Source organism: Actinoplanes sp. NPDC020271 (assembly GCF_044388125.1).
Lineage (GTDB): Bacteria > Actinomycetota > Actinomycetes > Mycobacteriales > Micromonosporaceae > Actinoplanes.
On record NZ_JBIRWQ010000014.1, the window covers coordinates 26082 to 45008 of the forward strand.

17 protein-coding genes are annotated in these 18927 nt (G+C 69.6%); 10 read left to right on the forward strand and 7 right to left on the reverse strand.

Annotation, left to right across the window (positions count from 1 at the left end):
* Positions 1 to 27 precede the first annotated feature (27 nt).
* Complete coding sequence (locus tag ACH442_RS27760) at positions 28 to 615, forward strand: hypothetical protein (RefSeq protein ID WP_396341050.1); 588 nt, start codon at positions 28 to 30, stop codon at positions 613 to 615.
* 146 nt (positions 616 to 761) lie between these two features.
* Here the strand turns inward: ACH442_RS27760 and ACH442_RS27765 are convergent, their stop codons facing one another.
* The 6 genes from ACH442_RS27765 to ACH442_RS27790 all read right to left on the reverse strand — a co-directional run bounded on the left by ACH442_RS27765 (position 762) and on the right by ACH442_RS27790 (position 8784).
* Entirely contained in the window at positions 762 to 1037 is a 276-nt protein-coding gene (locus ACH442_RS27765; protein WP_396341051.1) for a DUF3040 domain-containing protein, read from the reverse strand.
* 401 nt (positions 1038 to 1438) lie between these two features.
* The gene (locus ACH442_RS27770; RefSeq protein WP_396341052.1) at positions 1439 to 2668 is read right to left on the reverse strand and encodes a glycosyltransferase; all 1230 of its coding nucleotides are present in this window, start codon (positions 2666 to 2668) and stop codon (positions 1439 to 1441) included.
* 175 nt (positions 2669 to 2843) lie between these two features.
* Positions 2844 to 5009 carry an ArnT family glycosyltransferase gene (locus ACH442_RS27775; RefSeq protein WP_396341053.1) on the reverse strand — a complete coding sequence of 722 codons (2166 nt, stop codon included), beginning with the start codon at positions 5007 to 5009 and terminating at the stop codon, positions 2844 to 2846.
* A 131-nt stretch (positions 5010 to 5140) separates the two neighbouring features.
* Positions 5141 to 6205, reverse strand: a complete 1065-nt coding sequence (locus tag ACH442_RS27780; RefSeq protein WP_396341054.1) for a 3-deoxy-7-phosphoheptulonate synthase — start codon at positions 6203 to 6205, stop codon at positions 5141 to 5143.
* Positions 6206 to 6409: 204 nt separating this feature from the next.
* Positions 6410 to 7957, reverse strand: coding sequence for a sensor histidine kinase (locus ACH442_RS27785; protein WP_396341242.1), 1548 nt, complete (start codon positions 7955 to 7957; stop codon positions 6410 to 6412).
* Positions 7958 to 8046: 89 nt separating this feature from the next.
* Entirely contained in the window at positions 8047 to 8784 is a 738-nt protein-coding gene (locus ACH442_RS27790; protein WP_396341055.1) for a response regulator transcription factor, read from the reverse strand.
* 262 nt (positions 8785 to 9046) lie between these two features.
* Between ACH442_RS27790 and ACH442_RS27795 the strand changes: the two genes are divergently transcribed.
* Positions 9047 to 9418, forward strand: a complete 372-nt coding sequence (locus tag ACH442_RS27795) for a tetratricopeptide repeat protein (protein ID WP_396341056.1) — start codon at positions 9047 to 9049, stop codon at positions 9416 to 9418.
* A gap of 10 nt (positions 9419 to 9428) precedes the next feature.
* Positions 9429 to 9713, forward strand: a complete 285-nt coding sequence (locus ACH442_RS27800; RefSeq protein ID WP_396341057.1) for a Smr/MutS family protein — start codon at positions 9429 to 9431, stop codon at positions 9711 to 9713.
* 222 nt (positions 9714 to 9935) lie between these two features.
* Here ACH442_RS27800 and ACH442_RS27805 read toward each other — a convergent pair whose 3' ends face one another.
* Entirely contained in the window at positions 9936 to 12293 is a 2358-nt protein-coding gene (locus tag ACH442_RS27805; RefSeq protein ID WP_396341058.1) for a M28 family peptidase, read from the reverse strand.
* Between the two features lie 76 nt (positions 12294 to 12369).
* Between ACH442_RS27805 and ACH442_RS27810 the strand changes: the two genes are divergently transcribed.
* The 7 genes from ACH442_RS27810 (at position 12370) to ACH442_RS27840 (ending at position 18922) form a co-directional block, all read left to right on the forward strand.
* Entirely contained in the window at positions 12370 to 12726 is a 357-nt protein-coding gene (locus ACH442_RS27810) for a hypothetical protein (RefSeq protein ID WP_396341059.1), read from the forward strand.
* A 92-nt stretch (positions 12727 to 12818) separates the two neighbouring features.
* On the forward strand, positions 12819 to 14021 hold the full coding sequence (locus tag ACH442_RS27815) for a PP2C family protein-serine/threonine phosphatase (RefSeq protein WP_396341060.1): 1203 nt from the start codon (positions 12819 to 12821) through the stop codon (positions 14019 to 14021).
* Positions 14018 to 15619: an ATP-binding protein gene (locus ACH442_RS27820; RefSeq protein WP_396341061.1), complete on the forward strand. Its 1602-nt coding sequence runs from the start codon at positions 14018 to 14020 to the stop codon at positions 15617 to 15619. The genes ACH442_RS27815 and ACH442_RS27820 overlap by 4 nt, the downstream gene beginning before the upstream one ends.
* A gap of 73 nt (positions 15620 to 15692) precedes the next feature.
* On the forward strand, positions 15693 to 16145 hold the full coding sequence (locus ACH442_RS27825; protein ID WP_396341062.1) for a response regulator: 453 nt from the start codon (positions 15693 to 15695) through the stop codon (positions 16143 to 16145).
* Positions 16138 to 16956 carry an inositol monophosphatase family protein gene (locus tag ACH442_RS27830; RefSeq protein WP_396341063.1) on the forward strand — a complete coding sequence of 273 codons (819 nt, stop codon included), beginning with the start codon at positions 16138 to 16140 and terminating at the stop codon, positions 16954 to 16956. Before ACH442_RS27825 ends, ACH442_RS27830 begins: the two co-directional genes overlap by 8 nt.
* A 67-nt stretch (positions 16957 to 17023) precedes the next feature.
* Positions 17024 to 17797: an SDR family NAD(P)-dependent oxidoreductase gene (locus ACH442_RS27835; RefSeq protein WP_396341064.1), complete on the forward strand. Its 774-nt coding sequence runs from the start codon at positions 17024 to 17026 to the stop codon at positions 17795 to 17797.
* 63 nt (positions 17798 to 17860) lie between these two features.
* On the forward strand, positions 17861 to 18922 hold the full coding sequence (locus ACH442_RS27840) for a coiled-coil domain-containing protein (RefSeq protein WP_396341066.1): 1062 nt from the start codon (positions 17861 to 17863) through the stop codon (positions 18920 to 18922).
* Positions 18923 to 18927 lie beyond the last annotated feature (5 nt).

Here is an 18927-nt window from a genome sequence, read left to right on the forward strand (position 1 = left end):
GGTTCCGGCGGTGACTACGGTGTTCGGGTGAGCACGATCGGGTTCTTGCACACCGCGGATGTGCACGTGGCGACGTTCCGGGCGCTGGTCGCGGAGCTGGCGCCGGGGTGGCGCGACGAGCACGTGGTGGATGCGAGCCTGCTCGCGGACGCCCGGGCCGGGATCCCGGTCCAGGAGAGGGTGCGGGCGCGCCTGGCCGAACTGGCCGGGGCCGACGTGATGGTGTGCACCTGCTCGACGATCGGACCGGAAGCGGAACTCGCCGGGGTCATGCGTGCCGACCGCCCGATGGCCCGGGCCGCGGTGGTCGCCGGCGGGCGGATCGCGGTGGCTTACGCCGTGGAGTCCACCCGGGAACCGACAACCGCACTGCTGCGCGACGAGGACCCGTCCGCCGACCTGCTCTTCGTGCCATGTCTGGAAGCGTGGCCGTTCTTCGAAGCGGGCGACCTCGACGGGTATCACGCGGCGATCGCGACGCGCCTGCGGGACGTGCCGGCCGACGTGATCGTCCTGGCGCAGCCGAGCATGGCCCCCGCCGCCGATCTGCTCCCCACCCGCCACGTCTTGTCCAGCCCGCGCGCCGCGGTCCTGGCCGCCACCACCTCCTCCTGACCTCCCGTCCCGCAGGTCGGCGGCCCGTTCTCCGGCGCGTGGGCAGGCCCCTGCTCGCGTCAGGTCGCCCGGTTTGTGCCCGGGGCGCCTCGGGCGTGGTCGAGCCCGCGCCGTGCCGGGCGCGGGCTCGATGGGGGAGAGGCCTGTTACCGGGAGCGGAACCTGCGGAGGCGGTAGCCGGCGGCGATCGCGGTGACGACGCTCCAGACGGCGACGATGACGCCGGCGATCCACCAGCCGGCCGCGGCGACGAGGATCGCGGCGACGGCTATCGCGGCGGCGACGAAGAAGAGGGCTAACGGGGGGCGGGGCGTCGGAACGCTGAAGTTGCCGCCGCCCATCCGGGCGCAGAAGTCGGGGTCGTCGCGCCGGAGCTGACGCTCCAGCTGTGCCAGCCGTCGGCTGTCCTCTTTGCTGAGCATGTTTTGCTACCTTCCGGTCGCCGCGCCGGTGAAGCAAGGATCGAGAGTCGGCTATCCCGATCAAAGCCCATTGTTACCTCTGAGTTGCTTCCGTGATACGTCTGCGTGTGCCGAATTTTCCGCCCGAACTACCCGTGGACCGGTCGGCGCGCCCAGTGGGTGAGATGACCGGAAAGGTATTCGGTAACCGGTACAACGGCTTTGCCATGTTTCGATGACGGTGCGAACCGGCCCGGCCTCGTCCCGCATTTCGGACCATGCGGTCAGATGGCGATAGAAACGACTCCCTTGTGGGCTGCGAAAAAACGCGGCGCCCGGATGGCGGGCGCCGCGTGCAGGGTGTTGCGAAGTAAGCGGTGCAGGGATCGGTGGCGGGCGTTCGCGGGTCATGGGGCCGCGGGTCAGGCCCGGTCCCGGGATCCGCGGAAGACCCATACGCGCATCATGAGGAACCGGACCGCCGTCGCGATCAGATTCGCCAGGACCAGGACCGTCAACTCGACGAAACGGGACGGCTGGGTCGAGGCCGCGTCCAGCAGCGCGAGAGAGCCGCTCGTCAGCGCCAGGCCGATGCCGAACACGACCAGGCCCTGCGCCTGGTGACGGAGGGCGCCGTCCTTGCCACTGACCCCGAACGTCAGGCGCCGGTTCGCGGCGGTGTTGGCGACCGCCGTGACGAGCAGGGCGATGAGGTTCGCGGCCTGCGGGCCGACGCCGACCCGGAGCAGCGCGTAGAGCACCAGGTACGCCAGCGTGCTGGCCACCCCGACGCCGGCGAAACGGATCAGCTGACCGGTGAGGCCGCTCGGCACCCCCTCGACCGGCAACGGGTTGCGCCCGAGCTGCTCGCGCAGCGCCCCGATGGGGAGCTTTCCGCTGCTCAGCGCGCGGGTGATCCGGACGATGCCCTTGAGGTCCGCCATCGCGGTGGAGACGATGTCGACGCGACTGTCCGGGTCGTCGACCCAGTCGACCGGCACCTCGTGGATGCGCAGGCCGGCCCGCTCGGCGAGCACCAGCATCTCCGTGTCGAAGAACCAGCCGGTGTCCTCCACCATCGGCAGGAGCCGGCGAGCCACATCGGACCGGATGGCCTTGAACCCGCATTGCGCGTCGGAGAAACGGGCGGCCATGGTCGTACGCAAAATGAGGTTGTAACTGCGGGAGATGAACTCGCGCTTGGCGCCTCGGACGACTCGTGATCCGCGTGCCAGGCGGGAACCGATCGCGAGGTCGGAATGGCCGGAGATGAGCGGCGCGACGAGCGGCAGCAGTGCACCGAGATCGGTGGAGAGATCGACGTCCATGTAGGCGAGAACGGCGGCGTCGGAGTGCGTCCAGACGTGGTTGAGCGCGCGTCCGCGCCCCTTCTGCGTCAGGTGGACGGCCTCGACCTCGGGAAACTCGGCCTTCAGGCGCTGGGCGACGGCGGCGGTGCCGTCAATGCTCGCGTTGTCCGCGATCGTGATCCGGAATCGGTACGGGAAATAGGCCGCGAGATATCCGTGCAGTCGCCGGATGCACGGTTCGAGGTCGATCTCCTCGTTGTAGACCGGCACGACCACGTCGAGGACCGGTGCGGTGACGCGGGCCGAACCGGCGTCCTGCGAGGGCAGCGTCGAAAGGCTCATGGGACCAATTTCCGTCCCACGTCTTTGCGCCCTGTATAAGAAAGCTGTGGGCGCACTGTGAGTTGATGGGGCTCTCTGTCCGCTTTGTGTCACGGATGTTTCTGGCAATTCGGGTACGGCAACAGCGGGCGGCCCCGTCCCGGAGCCGCCCGCGCGTGTCGGTTGTGGAAGACGGTCAGTTCGTCGTGCCGGAAGCGCCCGTCGTCAGGTCGTAGACGGTGGTGTTACCGACCGTCTCGGCGGTGAAGTTCGCCGTCACCCAGGCGGAGATCTGACTGCTGTCGGAGCTGCCCGAGCTGCCACCTCCGCCGACGCCGCTGCCGCCGATGAAGTAGTGGATCTTTCCGGCCGCCACGTACTCCTTGAACTGGGCGATCGTGGGCGACGGGTCGGTGCCGTTGAAGCCGCCGACCGCCATCACCGGCTTCTCGGTGGCGAGCTGGTAGCCGGAGGCGCTCTGCGAGCCGATCGCCGCGGCGACCCAGGTGTACTTGTCGGCGTCCTGTTCGAGCAGCGCCTTCATCTCATCGCTGACCGTCGCGGCGTTGAGCAGGCCACCCATACCACCACCCATGCCACGGCCGCCGAAGCCGCCGCCGTCACCCTGCGTACCGCCGGGTTGGGTTTGCCCTTGGTTGTTGCCTTGGCTGGTGCCGCCTTGGGTGTTGGTGCCGCGACCGGGAAAGCCGCCGCCACCGGGGAAACCGCCGCCGTTCTGACCGCCGCCGAAGTTCCCGCCGCCGGGGAAGCCGCCGCCACCGCGGTTGCCGCCGCGTCCGCCCCCGCCGCCCGGGCCGCCGCCGAACCCGCCGCCCCGCACCGACGGACCGGCCGACGGAATCGAGCCGGTGTGCGCCTCGGAGGCGGTCTGCACCGCGTACGCCGCCGGCCCGGCCAACGCCGTGACCAGCGCAACCGACCCGGCCACCAGCGCGATCCGACGCCCGAGGCGGAACGAGGCCACCACCGCGACCGCCGCCCCGACCCCCACGATCAGGACCGGCAGGCGCAGCCAGGGCAGGAAGTCGGAACTGCGGCCCAGCAACGTCCACGACCACCAGGCAGTGACCGCGATCGCCGCGCCCAGGGTCAGCGCCGCGACAAGGTTCGACCGGTGCTGCCAGAGCAGGACCACGCCCATGCCGACGACCGCGCCGACCGCGGGGGCGAGGGCCACCGTGTAGTACGCGTGGAAGATGCCCTGCATGAAGCTGAAGACCAGCCCGGTGATCAGCAGCCACGAGCCCCACACGACGAGACCGGCGCGCTGCAGATCGGTGCGGGTGCGGCGGAAAGTGATCACCAACCCGGCCGCCAGCACGATCAGCGCGGCCGGCAGCAGCCAGGAGACCTGACCGCCCTGCGAGCTGTCGAACATGCGCGACCAGCCGGTCTCGCCCCACATCCCGCCGCCGTTGCCGCCGCCCCCGCCGCCGCCGACGCTGCCCGTCTCCTCACCGTTGAGCCGGCCCAGACCGTTGTAGCCCAGCGCGAGCTCCAGCAGGCTGTTGTTCTGCGAACCACCGATGTACGGCCGGGCCGACGCCGGCACCAACTCGACGATCGCGATGTACCACCCCGCCGAGACGACCAGCGCGCCCAGCGAGAGCAGCAGCTGCCAGATCCGTTTGAGCAGCTGGGGCGGGCCGGCGATCAGGTAGGCCAGCCCGTAGGCCGGAACGACCAGCAGCGCCTGCAGCATCTTGGTGAGAAAGCCGAAGCCGACGAACACCCCGGCGAGCACGATCCACTTGGTCGAGCCGCTCTCGACCGCACGCAGCGTGGCATAGGCGCCGGCCACCATGAGCAGCACCAGCAGCGCGTCCGGATTGTTGAAGCGGAACATCAGCACGGCCACCGGGGTCAGCGCCGAGACCGCTCCGGCGATCAGACCGGCGGCCGGGCCGAAGCCACGACGCACGGTGGCGTAGAGCAGCCCGGTGCCGGCCACGCCGAGCAGCGCCTGCGGGACCAGGATGCTCCACGAGCTGAGGCCGAAGATCCGTACCGAAATCGCCATGATCCACAGCGCGGCCGGGGTCTTGTCGACCGTGATCGAGTTCGCCGCGTCGGACGAGCCGTAGAAGAACGCCTTCCAGCTCTCCGAGCCGGCCTGGACCGCGGCCGAGTAGAACGCGTTCGCCCAGCCGGAGGCGCCCAGACCCCAGATGTAGAGGAGCGCGGTGCCGATGAGCAGCGTGAACAGGGCCGGGCGGACCCACGGGGCGTCGTCGCGCCCGAGCAGCCAGCGCTTGGCGCCGGTGCGGGCGCGAGCGGCCTCCGGCTCGATGACCTGCGGGGGTGGTTCGGCTGTTTCGGTGACCGGCGCGTTCAGGGTCATCGGGTACTCCCAGAGCTGGCGGATTCGTACCCGATGAACTGTTTACGCGCGCCCTGTCGCCTCCTTGTGGCCCGCCTGTGGGTTCTCTGTGGGTCCTGCCGAGAGCCGGCAGGACCCCACAAAAGAGCAGATCAGAGCGTACGTCGGTGGGCCGCGGCGGCCGCGAGTCGCTCCAGCACCGCCACCGTGCCGTCCCAGCCCATGCACGCGTCGGTGACCGACTGCCCGTACGTCATGTCATCGCCCAGGTCCTGACGGCCGGGAACCAGGAAACTCTCCAGCATCACGCCACTGATCGCGTGGTTGCCGGCCTCCATCTGACCGGCGATGTCCTCCGCGACCAGCGGCTGCCGGTTGTGGTCCTTGTTGCTGTTGCCGTGCGAGCAGTCGATCACCAGACGCTCCGGCAGACCGGCCTTGCGCAGCAGCTGCATCGACTTCTCGACGTCCTCCGCGCTGTAGTTCGGTTTGCCGCCACCGCCCCGCAGGACCAGGTGACAATCAGGGTTGCCGGTGGTGTGCAGGATCGCCGGGGTACCCGAGTAGTCGATGCCGGGGAAGACGTGCTGCGCGGCCGCGGCGTGGATTGCGTCGACGGCGGTGGAGACGCTTCCGTCCGGGCGGTTCTTCATGCCGATCGGCATCGACAGGCCGGACGAGAGCTGGCGGTGCACCTGCGACTCGACGGTCCGGGCGCCGATCGCGCCCCAGGCCACGGTGTCCGCGATGTACTGCGGGGTGATCGGGTCGAGGAACTCGACGGCCACCGGCAGACCCCGGCTGACCACCTCCAGCAGCAGCTTGCGAGCGATCCGCAGACCGGCGCCGACGTCACCCGAACCGTCCAGGGCCGGGTCCATGATCAGACCCTTCCAGCCGACCGTGGAACGCGGCTTCTCGAAGTACACCCGCATCACGATCAGCAGGTCGTCCTTGAGTCGGTCGGCCTCGGCCTTCAGACGGTCCGCGTACTCACCGGCGGCGGCCGGGTCATGCACCGAACACGGGCCGACCACGACCAGCAGGCGCTGATCTCGGCCGTTCAACACGTCCTCGACCTGCTTGCGGCCGGCCAGCACGGTGTCGTGCAACTCCGCCGTCAGCGGCAACTCGTGGTGCAGGAGCGCCGGGCTCATCAGTGGAACGATCTTCTCGATGCGCTGGTCACGGACGCGCTGCACCTCGGGGGCGGTCATGGTGATCTCTTCTCTCCTTCGACCGGCCCTCATCGTGAGCCGGTTTGCTTTGGGCAAACAAAAAGGCAGCGACGAAGTCGCTGCCTCAGCCGGCTCTGGCGGGGTGTCTCAGGTCATGCGGCCATGGCCGAGGCACCGGCGCGAGCCGGCCTCGTAAACCAATAGAACGCGTACGCACGAGACACGCCCGCCAGCATAGCCGGATCAGCCCACCCGTGGCAGATATGGCGTGTGATGTTCAGCTGATGGGACGACCATCTGCGGGGCGAGCGGCAGCATCACCGTGAAGACGGTCCGGCCCGGACGGCTCTGCACCCCGACCTTGCCCCGGTGCGAAGTGACCACGGCGTGCACGATCGACAGGCCCAGGCCGGTGCTGCCGGCCGCCCTCGACCGTGAACTGTCACCGCGGGCGAACCGCTCGAAGATGTGCGGCACCAACTCGGCCTGAATGCCCGGGCCGTTGTCGATCACCTGGAGCACGGCCGCGTTCGGCACCGTGCCGACCTTCACCGTGACGGTCGAACCCTCCGGGGTGTGCGTGCGGGCATTGGCCAGCAGGTTCGCCAGCACCTGGTGCAGGCGGGCGCCGTCACCGACGACCGTGACCGGCTCGTCCGGCAGATCCAGCTGCCAGTAGTGCCCGGGGCCGGCGGCGTGCGCGTCACTGGTCGCGTCGACCGCCAGCATGGTCAGGTCCACCGGATCCTGCGCCAGCGGGCGGCCGGCATCCAGGCGGGCGAGCAGCAGCAGGTCCTCGACCAGGGTGGTCATCCGCTTCGCCTCGGACTCGACCCGGCCCAGGACATGGGCGATCTCGTCCGGGATCGGCTGGCGGCTGCGGCGACTCAACTCGGCGTAGCCACGGATCGCGGCCAGCGGGGTACGCAACTCGTGGCTCGCGTCGGCGACGAACTGGCGGACCTGCATCTCGCTCGCGTGCCGCGCCTCCAGCGCACTGCCGATGTGGTCGAGCATCCGGTTCAGGGCCGAGCCGACCTGACCGACCTCGGTCCGGGGATCGGTGTCCTGCTCGGGGACCCGCTGGGCCAGCTGCACCTCGCCGCGATCCAGGCGCAGCTCGGCGACGCGGCTCGCGGTCGCCGCGACACGATCGAGAGGCTGGAGCGTACGGCGGACGATCAGCGCCCCCGCCCAGCCGGCGATGAGAAGCGACCCGAGAATGACGCAGCCGGTGAACCCGGCGACCTTGAGCAGCGTCGAATTGGTGTCCGCGAGCGGCAGCGCGATGAGGGTGTAACCGTTGTCCACTTCGAGGCCGGGCGGGCCGGCGTGCGACCTGAAGATCCCGACCCGGTAGTCGCCGAGCTCCCCGACGGAGACGGTCCTGATGTCGCCCTCCGGCGTCGCCGTCAGCAGCGCGGCAGTCTCCGCGTCGGTGAGCGGCTCGTAATAGCCGGAGTAGCGCCCGAGGCTGCCGGACAGGCTGTTGGAGGCGGACGGGCCTTGGTATCGCAGGACACCGCTGTTCCTCTTGCCGCTGCTGTTGGTGTAGTCGATCTGGTTCATCGACGAGTCGAAGTACAGAGTGATCATCTTCTCTTGCGCGTTGGGCGGCACGTTCACGCCATCGTCTGCGGAAGAGCCCTTCTGGCCGCTCGGGCCGAAGCCCCGGCTGAACTTCTGCAGCTGCTGAAGACGGTCGTCGACCTGGTTGTAGAGGGACTGCTTGAGGTAGAGCTCGGCGGTGCCGCCGACGACCAGGCCGAGGACCGCCAGCAGGGCGATCATCGTGGCGACCAGCCGGGTACGCAGCGGCCAGCCCGCCGGGCTGCGCCAGCGGGCGGGGCGGGACGGGGTCGTGTCGGCAGCTGCCATGGTCAGTCGGCCGGCTTGAGGACGTAGCCGGCGCCGCGCATGGTGTGGATCATCGGCGCGCGGCCGGCGTCGATCTTCTTGCGCAGGTAGGAGATGTACAGCTCGACCACGTTGGCCTGCCCGCCGAAGTCGTAGTTCCACACCCGGTCGAGGATCTGCGGCTTGCTCAGCACGCGACGCGGGTTGCGCATGAGATAGCGCAGCAGCTCGAACTCGGTCGCGGTCAGCGTGATCAGGTCACCGCCGCGGCGGACCTCGTGCGAGTCCTCGTCCAGGGTCAGGTCACCGACGACCAGCTGCGACTCGGCGCGCATCGGGGCGTGCCCCATCCGGCGCATCAGCCCGCGCAGCCGGGCCACCACCTCTTCCAGGCTGAACGGCTTGGTGACGTAGTCGTCGCCACCGGCGGTGAGACCGGTGATCCGGTCCTCCACCGAGTCCTTGGCGGTCAGGAAGAGCACCGGCACCTCGGGGGACTCGCCGCGCAGCCGGCGCAGCACCTCGAGTCCGTCGATGTCGGGGAGCATCATGTCGAGGATGACGGCGTCCGGACGGAAGTCACGGGCCGTGCGCACCGCGGTCAGTCCGTCGCCGGCGCTCTTGACCTCCCAGCCCTCATACCGCAAGGCCATCGAGAGCAGCTCGGCCAGCGTCGGCTCGTCGTCCACCACGAGTACGCGAACCGGGGTGCCGTCGGGCCGCCGGAGTTCGGTGCTGGAGTCTGCGTTCGCCATCGTCATGTCCCCAACTGTGGTCGGCCACGCTCGGCGCCACCTTTTCGTTTCCTGTGCAGCACCTGTGGAAGTGGCCGCCAGGAGAGATGTGTCGTCTTGGTTTTCGGCACGGGCGGCTTCCGTCTCAAGCGTTAGAGGCATTTGCCCGTACGCAATAGGGGTTTTGATGGCTTTTGTCGGGAACCCGGGGTGGGTGGAACACTCGCTGCCGCCTCGATGTTGTGCAAGCGTTGGTCATGTCGGCGGGCGCGAGCGTGGGGAGCTGCACGTGGATCTTCTCGAGGAGTACCGCAGAGCCAATTTCTTCTTCGAGTCCGGTGACCCGCTCGGGGCATCCCGGCTGCTCGAGCCGATCGTGGAGGCAGAACCGCACAACGCCGCGGTCCGGCAGTTGCTGGCTCGCGCCTACTTCAACTCGGCGCAACTCAACGGGGCCGAAACCCAGCTCCGGGCACTGATCGAGCATGACCCGTCGGACCACTACGCGCACCACGTGCTCGGCCGGACCCTGGAACGGGCCGGTCGTTTCCGCGAAGCGCTCCCGCACCTGCGGCTGGCCGCGGCCATGAAGCAGCAGGACGACTATCAGGAAGCGCTGCGCCGGGTCGAGACCTGGCTCGGCAAGAACGCCGCGGAATAAGGTCTCGGTCATGAAGCTGAAGCTCGACCTGCACGACATCTTCAACAAGGGCCACGAAATCGACCGGGCCCTGCGCGGGATCATCGACGAGGCGATCCAGAAGAAAGCCGCCCTCGTCGAGATCATCCCGGGCAAGGGCAGCGGGGCGCTCAAGAAGAAGGTGATCCGCTTCCTCGAGCAGAAGGACGTCAAGCAGCTCTATCACCGCATCGAGAAGGACGGCGACAACTGGGGGCGCCTCTTCGTGCACTTCCGCCACGAAGCGCCGGCTGGGCGGCGGGGGCGCGGTCGGTAGGTGGGGCTGGACGGGTCTGATTGTCTCGCTGTGTCTGATGGCCTCGCTGCGCTCGGCGGGCATTTCGCCCCTTTAGGTCGATGCCGAGAGCGCCGAAAAACGACTGCGCTTCGCTGGCCGTTTTTCGGCGTTCTCGGCATCGACGGGCGAAATGCGCAACGCCCGTATTGAGGCAGTTGACTCGAAGGTGTCGGTCTTGGTGGTGGTGACCAGCTTGCTGGATCAGAACGTGTAGGTCTTGGTTACGGCGACCATCTCGCTGCTGTGGGAGCCGAGGACGCCTACGCCGGAGGGGCGGGGGTGGAAGCCGGGCATCTCGGTGACGTTGTCGCTGGCGTCCATGGCCCGGACCTTCACCGGCCCGGCGCTGTGGATGGTCAGCACCACCTGGACGCCCTCGGCCGGCGGCGCGTGGAAGATGAAGCCGGTACCCCAGCCGCCACCGGCGGACTTCTTGACCGGGATCGGCTGACCGGCCACCGTCAGAGCGGTGACCTGCATCGACGCGGCCACGTGCAGCGTGGTGAACCGGACTGTGCGCTGCGGTCTCAGCCGGAGGGTGACGATGCGGTCGCCGTTGGCCGCAGTGGTCTCCGACTCCTTGGTGACGAACGGCGCGGGCAGGGACGCGGCCTGGGCCGGGCCGGTGCGCAGGGCGGCGTCGCCGAACGCCGGCAGGATCGCGGCCACCGGTTTCGGGTCGCCCGACACATACTGCGAGGTCCACTTCTGGGTGGTTGCCTCGGCGCTGAGCCACTCGGCCTGGCCGGTGTCGGCGTCCAGCGCGTACATCAACTGGGTGAGGGCCGGGTGGGCCGAGTCGAACCGGTCGACGGCCAGGCCGGCCGCGGCGCAGACGACCGCGGTGAGTGAGGCGACCAGGGTGGCGAGCGTGCCGCGGCGGCGGGCCCGGGCCGCGGGCAGGCCCTGCACCGGCTCGGCCGACGGGTGGAGCAGGTCGATCACGGGCAGCAGCGCCAGCAGCAGAAGCATGGTCAGGAACGCGCCGGCCGCGGCCATCCCCATCCCCAGCGCCGGGAAGAGCATGACCACGGTGGGGAGCAGGATCACCACCGCGACCACACCGCCGGCGGTCAGCACCGCGGTGGCGATCAGCGGGCGCACCAGGAGGCTGACCAGCCCGGTGATCGCACCGGCCAGTGCCGGCAGCGTGGCCAGGTAGGCGCCGCCCGGAGTGACCGCGGCCAGCACCACGCCCAGCCCGGCGAGCCAGGCCAGACCGGCGACGGCGAGCGCGGCCGCGCCGAGCTTGCGACGCAGCAGGGCGAACCAGCAGAACACCACGGCGGCGGTGATCGTCACCACGGCGATGCGATAGAGCCCCGGGCGGTACGGATCGATCGGCAGCGCACCGTATTCCGGGCGGACCAGGGTCAGCACGGTCCAGAAGAGCTGGGCCAGGGCGACCGCGACCACGATCGGGGCGAGGGTGAGCGCCCCGGCGATCAGCAGCCGCCGGCCGGCCAGCCGCCCCCGCCGCCGGGCCAGCCAGGCCAGCGCGCCGACCGCGAGCACGGCCAGCACGGCCAGCGGCCAGATCAGCCCGCCCGGGTAGCGGACCAGCAGGCCGAGCACCGGAAAGTACGTCGCGTCGCCGGTGGCCGTGGCCTTGTCGAGGTCACGGGTGTCGCCGAGCGTCCGGGTGAGTGCGAGCGCGTTGGCGCCGTGGTGCTGCAGGCTGTCCCGATCCATCGCGGAGGGCAGGTCGGTCGGCGCGTGGTAGACGGCCGCGCCGTCGATGTACGCCGAGTTCAGCCCGGTGAACCCGGCCTCGCGGAACGCGGTGAAGTCGGTGTCGTTCGGCAGCAGGCGGTAGATCTCGACGGCGAACGAGGTGCCCACCGGGTAGGGCGCCTGCGCATAGGCCCGGACCAGCCGCGCGTTCTTCTCCGAGGTCTCGAACATGATCGCCGGGCCGGAGCTGCCGCGCGCCTCCAGGTTGATCGCGATGCCGCCGCCGCGGGCCAGCTCGTGCTGCTCGACGAACGCCTCGGCGCCGCACAGGCACGCCTCCTCGGCGTCGGTGAGCACCAGCACCACGTCGTTGAGCAGCTGATCGCTCTTGGTCAGCGCGCGGGCCGTCTCCACGATCGTGGCGACGCCGGCCGCGTCGTCGTTGCCGCCGGGGCCGGTCTGCGCCGAGTCGTAGTGCGCGACGAGGAAGATCCGCTCGGTGGACGCCTTGCCCGGGATCACCGTGACGATGTTGCGGACCCGGGCCAGCCCGGTGCCACCGGCGCTGGCCGACAGCTCGCCGCCCTGGAGCGAGACGGTGTCCTGCACCTGCGGGGTCAGGCCCAGGGCGGTCAGGCTCTGCACCAGCTGGTCGCGGACCCGGTCGTTGGCCGCGCTGCCGGCCGGATGCGGCACCGTGGCCATCGCCTGGACGGTCTGAAAGGCGCGCTCGGCGCTGAACTCGCCGGCCGGTGCGGAGGCCGATGACGCGGCCGGGGGCAGGATGGACCGGACCGCGGCGAAGCCCGCGAGGGCGAGCACGGCGAGGACGGCCAGGGCGGCGAAGCCGCGCCGAGCCGGCCGGGCGAGGGCGGCGTCACGCATGGATGACATCTAATCGCGGAGGTACGACATCCGGGTACCCGGTAGATCGCTTGGCGCGTGCAATAGCGTTGTCCGGGTGACTGCCCCGTTCGACCCGGCCGCCGTCATCGCGGAATTCATCGACGCGGTGGCTCCCTACAACCCACACCCGGACGCTGCACCGGTGGCGCTGCTCGGCATCCGCACCGCGCTGGGTGACGAGACGTTCGCCATGAGTGATCATGTGATCCGGGCCATGTGCCGTGCTCTCGCGTCCTATCGCGACCCGGAGGACCGCGGGGACTGCATCGAGTGTGGTGGTCGACACCTCGACGAGAACCTGCACTGCATGGACTGCGGGCGGCTGCACGGCATCCTTGGTCAGGTGATTGCTGATCATGCCCGCCGGGTCGCCTCGTCCGGTGACGGCAACGCTCCCAGTGGGCCGGCGTGAGGCCAGGTCACGAGGTGATGACCGGTGTTGTGCCGCCGGGCCCGGTGGTACACGATTTCCGGGTCACCTCTGCGTCGAGTGGGGATTCTCCGATGACGGATCGTTCGCTCGTCTCCAGCACGTACGCGCTCAGTCAGCAGCATCTGGAACGGTTGCGGATCCTGTTGGTCGAGGATGACGAGGGCGACGCCTTCCTGGTCCGCGAGCTGCTCACCGAGGCTGAGGCGCCCTTCGAGCTGACCGTGGCGAGCAGTCTGCGCGAGGCCCGCGAGCTGGTTGCTCAAGCCGAGTGCGTGCTGCTCGACCTGGGTCTGCCGGACGCCGAGGGCATCGACGGGCTGCGCAAGCTGCTGGCGGTCGCCGGCAGCGCGGCGGTCTGTGTGCTCACCGGCCGCTCCGACGAGCACCTGGGCGTCCAGGCGGTCGCCGAGGGCGCGCAGGACTACCTGGTCAAGGGTCAGGTCGACGGCGTCTGGCTGGTCCGCGCGCTGCGGTACGCGGTGGAGCGCAAACGCGCCGACGAGGCCGCCCGCCGGCTGCGCGAGGTGGAGCTGCGGCAGGAGGAGTCGGCTCGCCTGGAGCGCGGCCTGCTGCCCAAGCCACTGATGCAGACCACGCAGGTGCAGGTGGAGACGTTCTACCGTTCGGGTCGCGCAGCCGGCCTGCTCGGCGGGGACTTCTTCGACGTCGTGCAGATCGGTGAGGACAAGCTGCACGTGATCGTCGGTGACGTCTGCGGGCACGGGGTGGACGAGGCCGCGCTCGGCGTCGAGCTCCGGGTCGCCTGGCGCGCGCTGGTGCTCGCCGGGGTGCCCGAGGAGCAGGTGCTCGCCTCGCTGGAGCAGGTGCTGATGACCGAGCGCCGGGCCCGTGAGGTGTTCGCCACGGTCGCCTCGGCCACGATCGATCTGAATCACAACCGCGCGACGGTACGTCTTGCCGGTCACCCGCCGCCCGTCGTGCTCGGCGAGGGGCGCGCCACGCCGGTGCACGCGCGTACCGGCATCGTGCTCGGGGTACGTCCCACCCCGACACCCGCTACCGAGCTGGAGTTCACCGGCGATGACTGGTCCCTGCTGATGTACACCGACGGCCTGATCGAGGGGCACACCGGCCCCGGGAACGAGCGCCTGGACGTGAACGGGCTCTGCAAGCTTCTGGACGACCCCGCCGCGCGGGAGGTCCCGCTGACCGGGCTGCCGGCCTGGCTGGTCGACCGCGCCGACCGGGACAACGGCGGGCCGCTCACCGACGACGTGGCGATGCTGCTGATCTCGCGGGGTGGTGGGCGGTGACCGGCCTTCGCGCGCGGACGTGGACGCTGCGGGCCCGGATCTCCGCCCTCTGCGCCACCCTCGGCCTGATCCTCACCGCGCTGGGCGTGTTCGCGGCGATCACCGCGGCCGCGCACAACCACCAGCTGGACGACGTGCTGAACCGGGCCAGCCCGATGCGTGCGGCCGGTGAGACGCTGAACACCGCGATGGTCGACCAGGAGACCGGTATCCGGGGGTACGCGATCACCGGCCGGGATGCCAACCTCAACCCGTACCGGGAGGGCCTGGACGACCAGAACGCGCAGATCGCGCGGATCGAGGGGTTCCTGCACCCTGAGGACCAGCAGATCCGGGTCGCGCTGGAGGAAGTCAGAACCCGGATCGACACGTGGCACCGGGAGGTCTCCGAGCCGGTCATCGCGACGGTGCAGGCGCAGGGGGTGAAAGCCGCCCAGGCGCAGATCGAGGCCGGTAGCACCACCCAGTTCGACGAGCTGCGTTCCTCGATCGAGCGGATGCAGAACGCCATCCAGGTGTTGCGGGCGAAGAGCGCGACCGCCGCCAAGGACTCCAGCCAGACCATGGTGGCGATCGAGATCGCTGCCGCGGCCATCGTCGTGCTGGCCGGGATCTTCCTGCTGCTCCTGCTGGACCGGCTGGTCAGCCGCCCGATCGTGGACCTGGCCGACCAGGTGCGCCGGGTGGCCGGCGGCGACTACCAGCGGCACATCGAGAGCCGGCAGGGCTCCCCCGAGCTGGCCGGGCTGGCCGCCGACGTCGACCAGATGCGCCAGCAGATCGCCTCCGAGCTCTCCGAGGTGCGCGACGCCCGGCAGCAGGTGGAATGGGTCAACCAGCAGCTGCAGAGCCAGGCCGAGGAGCTCACCCGGTCGAACCGGGACCTGGAGCAGTTCGCCTACGTCGCCTCGCACGACCTGCAGGAGCCGCTGCGCAAGGTGGCCAGTTTCTGCCAGTTGTTGCAGCGGCGGTACGCCGGTCAGATGGACGAGCGCGCCGACCAGTACATCGCCTTCGCGGTGGACGGCGCGCAGCGCATGCAGCGACTGATCAACGACCTGCTGGCGTTCTCCCGCATCGGGCGGCTGACCAGTGGCTTCACCGACGTCGACCTGAACAAGGTGCTCGGCGAGGTGAAGTCGCAGCTGGAGCCGCGGGCCGGTGCGGACGCCGAGATCTCCTGGTCGCCGCTGCCCACTGTGGAGGGCGAGGAACCGCTGCTCACCACGCTCTTCGTGAACCTGGTCGGCAACTCGCTGAAGTTCCGCCGGCCGGACGTGCCGCCCGAGATCAAGGTCACCGCCGAGCGGGACGGCAAGGAGTGGAAGTTCAACGTGCGGGACAACGGCATCGGCATCGAGGCCGAGTTCGCCGACAAGGTGTTCGTGATCTTCCAGCGCCTGCACGCCCGGGACGCGTACGAGGGGACCGGCATCGGACTGGCGATCGTCAAGAAGATCGTCGAATACCATGGCGGACGGATCTGGCTGGACGTCGACGTCGAGGTAGGTGCGTCGATCTGGTTCACGCTCCCCGCGCTGATCGGTGCCGACGAGCCGGGCGAAGAAGCCGAGAGCCGAGAGATGGTGGACGCATGAGAGAGCGAAGCGAACGAATCATTGGGCTCCGTGTTCACACTCATGTCGTCGCGGAGCGCAGCGGAGTGACGGCATGAGTCTTGAACGGGAGAGCGGAACACCGATCGAGGTGCTGCTCGTCGAGGACGACCCGGGTGACGTCCTGATGACGCAGGAGGCGTTCGAGGAGCACAAGGTCCGGAACCGGTTGACCGTGGTGTCGGACGGTGCCGAGGCGCTCGCCTACCTGCGCCGCGAGGGGCAGTTCTCCGACGCCGTACGGCCGGATCTGATCCTTCTTGATCTGAACCTGCCGCGGCGGGACGGGCGTCAGGTGCTCGAGGAGATCAAGAAGGACGACGAGCTGGGGCGGATCCCGGTCGTCGTGCTGACCACGTCCTCCGCGGACGAGGACATCCTGCGCAGCTACCAGTTGCACGCGAACGCGTATGTGACCAAACCGGTCGACTTCGAGCGGTTCATCGCGGTGATCCGGCAGATCGACGAGTTCTTCGTCAGCGTCGTGAAGTTGCCGCCGCGTGCTTGATCAAGTTCCCGATCTCATCCGTGAGGTCGCGCAGACCGTCGTGCTGCCCCGCTTCCGGAAGCTGACCGCCGACGAGGTGCACCAGAAGGCGCCCGGCGACCTGGTGACGATCGCCGACCAGGAGTCCGAGCGCGCGCTGGCCCGCGGTCTGACCGCGCTGCTGCCCGGCTCGGTGGTCGTCGGCGAGGAGGCGGTCGCCGCCGATGCGTCGATCCTCGGCCGGATCGGTGCGGGCGGAGACGTCTGGATCGTCGACCCGGTCGACGGCACCAACAACTTCGCCGCCGGAAAAGCGCCGTTCTGTGTGATGGTCGCGCTGGTCAAGGACGGTGAGACGGTCGCCGGCTGGATCCTCGACGTGCTGGACGACCGGCTCACGACGGCCGAGCTCGGCGCCGGCGCGTTCCGGGACGGCGTGCGGCTGAAGACCCGTGCCGACTCGCCTGCCGCGGCCGGCCTGCACGGGGTGATCTCCCGAAAGTACTTGCCGGACCACCTGCGCGATCAGGTCGACGCGCACGCCGGCGCACTCGGCGGCTACACGATGGGGCGGCACTGCGCCGGCTACGAGTACCCGGCGACGGTCGCCGACGAGCAGCAGTTCGACCTCTTCTGGCGGATCAAGCCGTGGGACCACGCGCCCGGCACACTGATCGTCCGCGAGGCCGGTGGCGTGACGCGACACCTCGACGGGCTCGAATACCAGCCGGTGAACCACCGTCGCGGGCTTCTCGTCGCGGCCAACGAAGAGATCTGGCAAACCGTGCACACCACCCTTTTCCCGGACGGTCCACCGGTCATCGAGGACTGATCCGGTACGGCGTGGCGGATCTCACACTGCGATCCGAAGCGGTCACTCCGCGCTCTACCGTGCCGGTATGGCGTCGTACCTCGATGAGCTCTTCGGGTTGAGCGGGCGGACCGCGGTGGTGACCGGCGGCAGTTCCGGGATCGGCCGCGAGATCGCCCTCGCCCTCGGCCGGGCCGGTGCTCGCGTCGTGCTGGTCGCCCGGCGCCCCGCGCCGATGGATGACGTGGTCGCCGAGCTGGAGAAACTCGGCGCCGAGGGCGGCGCGATCTCCGCCGATCTGGCGGATCGCGAGGCGGTGCGAGGCGCCATCGACAAGATCATTTCCCGGTACGGCGTTCCGGACGTCCTGGTCAACTCGGCCGGCGTGAACCTGCGTCCGCCGCTGGGTGAGCTCACCGAGGAGGTCTGGGACCTCACCGTGGCGGCCAACCTGACCGCCCCGTTCCTGCTCGGGCAGGCGTTCGGGCCGGTGATGGCCGAGCGCCGCTGGGGCCGGATCATCAACCTCGTCTCCCAGCAGGCCTTCCGGGCGTACGGGAACAGTGGGGCCTACGGCGCCGCGAAAGCCGGCCTGGTCGGCCTGACCCGATCGCAGGCCGAGGCGTGGTCGCGCCACGGCGTCTGCGTCAACGCGATCGCGCCCGGCGTCGTGCACACGCCCCTGACCGAAGCGGTCTTCGCCGATCCCTCGAAAGTGTCGGCGCACGCCGCCCGGACGATGATCGGACGCAACGGGCTGCCGACGGATTTCGCCGGATGTGCGGTCTTCCTGGCCAGCGGTGCCAGTCAAGCGGTAACCGGTCAGACACTCTTCGTCGACGGCGGGTACTCGGCGACCTGATCGATCTCCCTCTCTCCAGGTCCGGCACGGTAAAGTACCGGCGCTCACGACTTGGAGGTCTCCGTGGCGGTCATCCCCCCGCTTGGTTTCCGCACCGTGTCCGCGCGCGCCGGTTCCACGCGCAGTTCCCACCCGCGGGCCGGGCTCTTCGGCGCCCTCGTGGCTGCCGTCGTCACCCTGGTTCTCGCCGTCTCCGGCACGGCGGCCTGGGCCGCGGACCCGGAAGGTGGCTCCAAGAAACTGCGGGCCAATCTCGAGGCCGCCTCCAAGGGCTACGAGCAGGCGAAGACCAAACTGGCCGCGTCCAAGAAACGGCAGACGCAGCTCAACGCCACGATGAAAGCGGCGCAGGACCGGGCCGGGCGGCTCACCACGCGGGTGTCCGCGGTCGCCAACCGGTCCTACCAGATGGGCCGGATGAGCACCGTGATGCTGCTGCTCAACAGCGGCAACCCGGACAGTTTCATCGAACGGGTCCAGGGCCTCGACATGCTCGCCCAGGTCGACGGCAGCACGCTCGCGTCGTACCGGGAAGACATCGAGACCACCAAGAAGGCGCAGACCGCGCTCAACGCCGAGATCCTCGAACAGCAGCGGCAGCTCAAGGTGATGGAAGGCAAGAAGAAGCAGGCCGAGACCGCGCTCGCCGAGGTCGGCGGTGGATCGGCCGGTGGCTTCATCGACGCCTCCTCGCCGGCGGCCGACCCCGCGCCGCGCAACTCGGACGGCTCCTGGCCGAAGGAGTCGTGCACCGTCGACGACCCGACCTCGACCGGATGCGTGACGCCGCGGACGCTGCACGCCTACCAGCAGGCGCGGGCCGACGGGTTCACGCACTACACGGTCTGCTGGAGCCAGCGAGACTCCGGGGAGCACCCGAAGGGGCGGGCCTGCGACTTCTCGGCGAACGCGAGCACGTTCAAGGATGCGGCCGCGACCGGCAGCGACAAGGAGTACGGGGACCGGCTGGCCGCCTACTTCGTGAAGAACGCCGACAAGCTCGGCGTGATGTACGTGATCTGGTACCGGCAGATCTGGACGCCGAGCACCGGGTGGCGGGCGTACAGCGCCAGCGGCGGGCCGTCCGTGGTGCACACCAACCACGTGCATCTCTCCGAACTCTGACCACC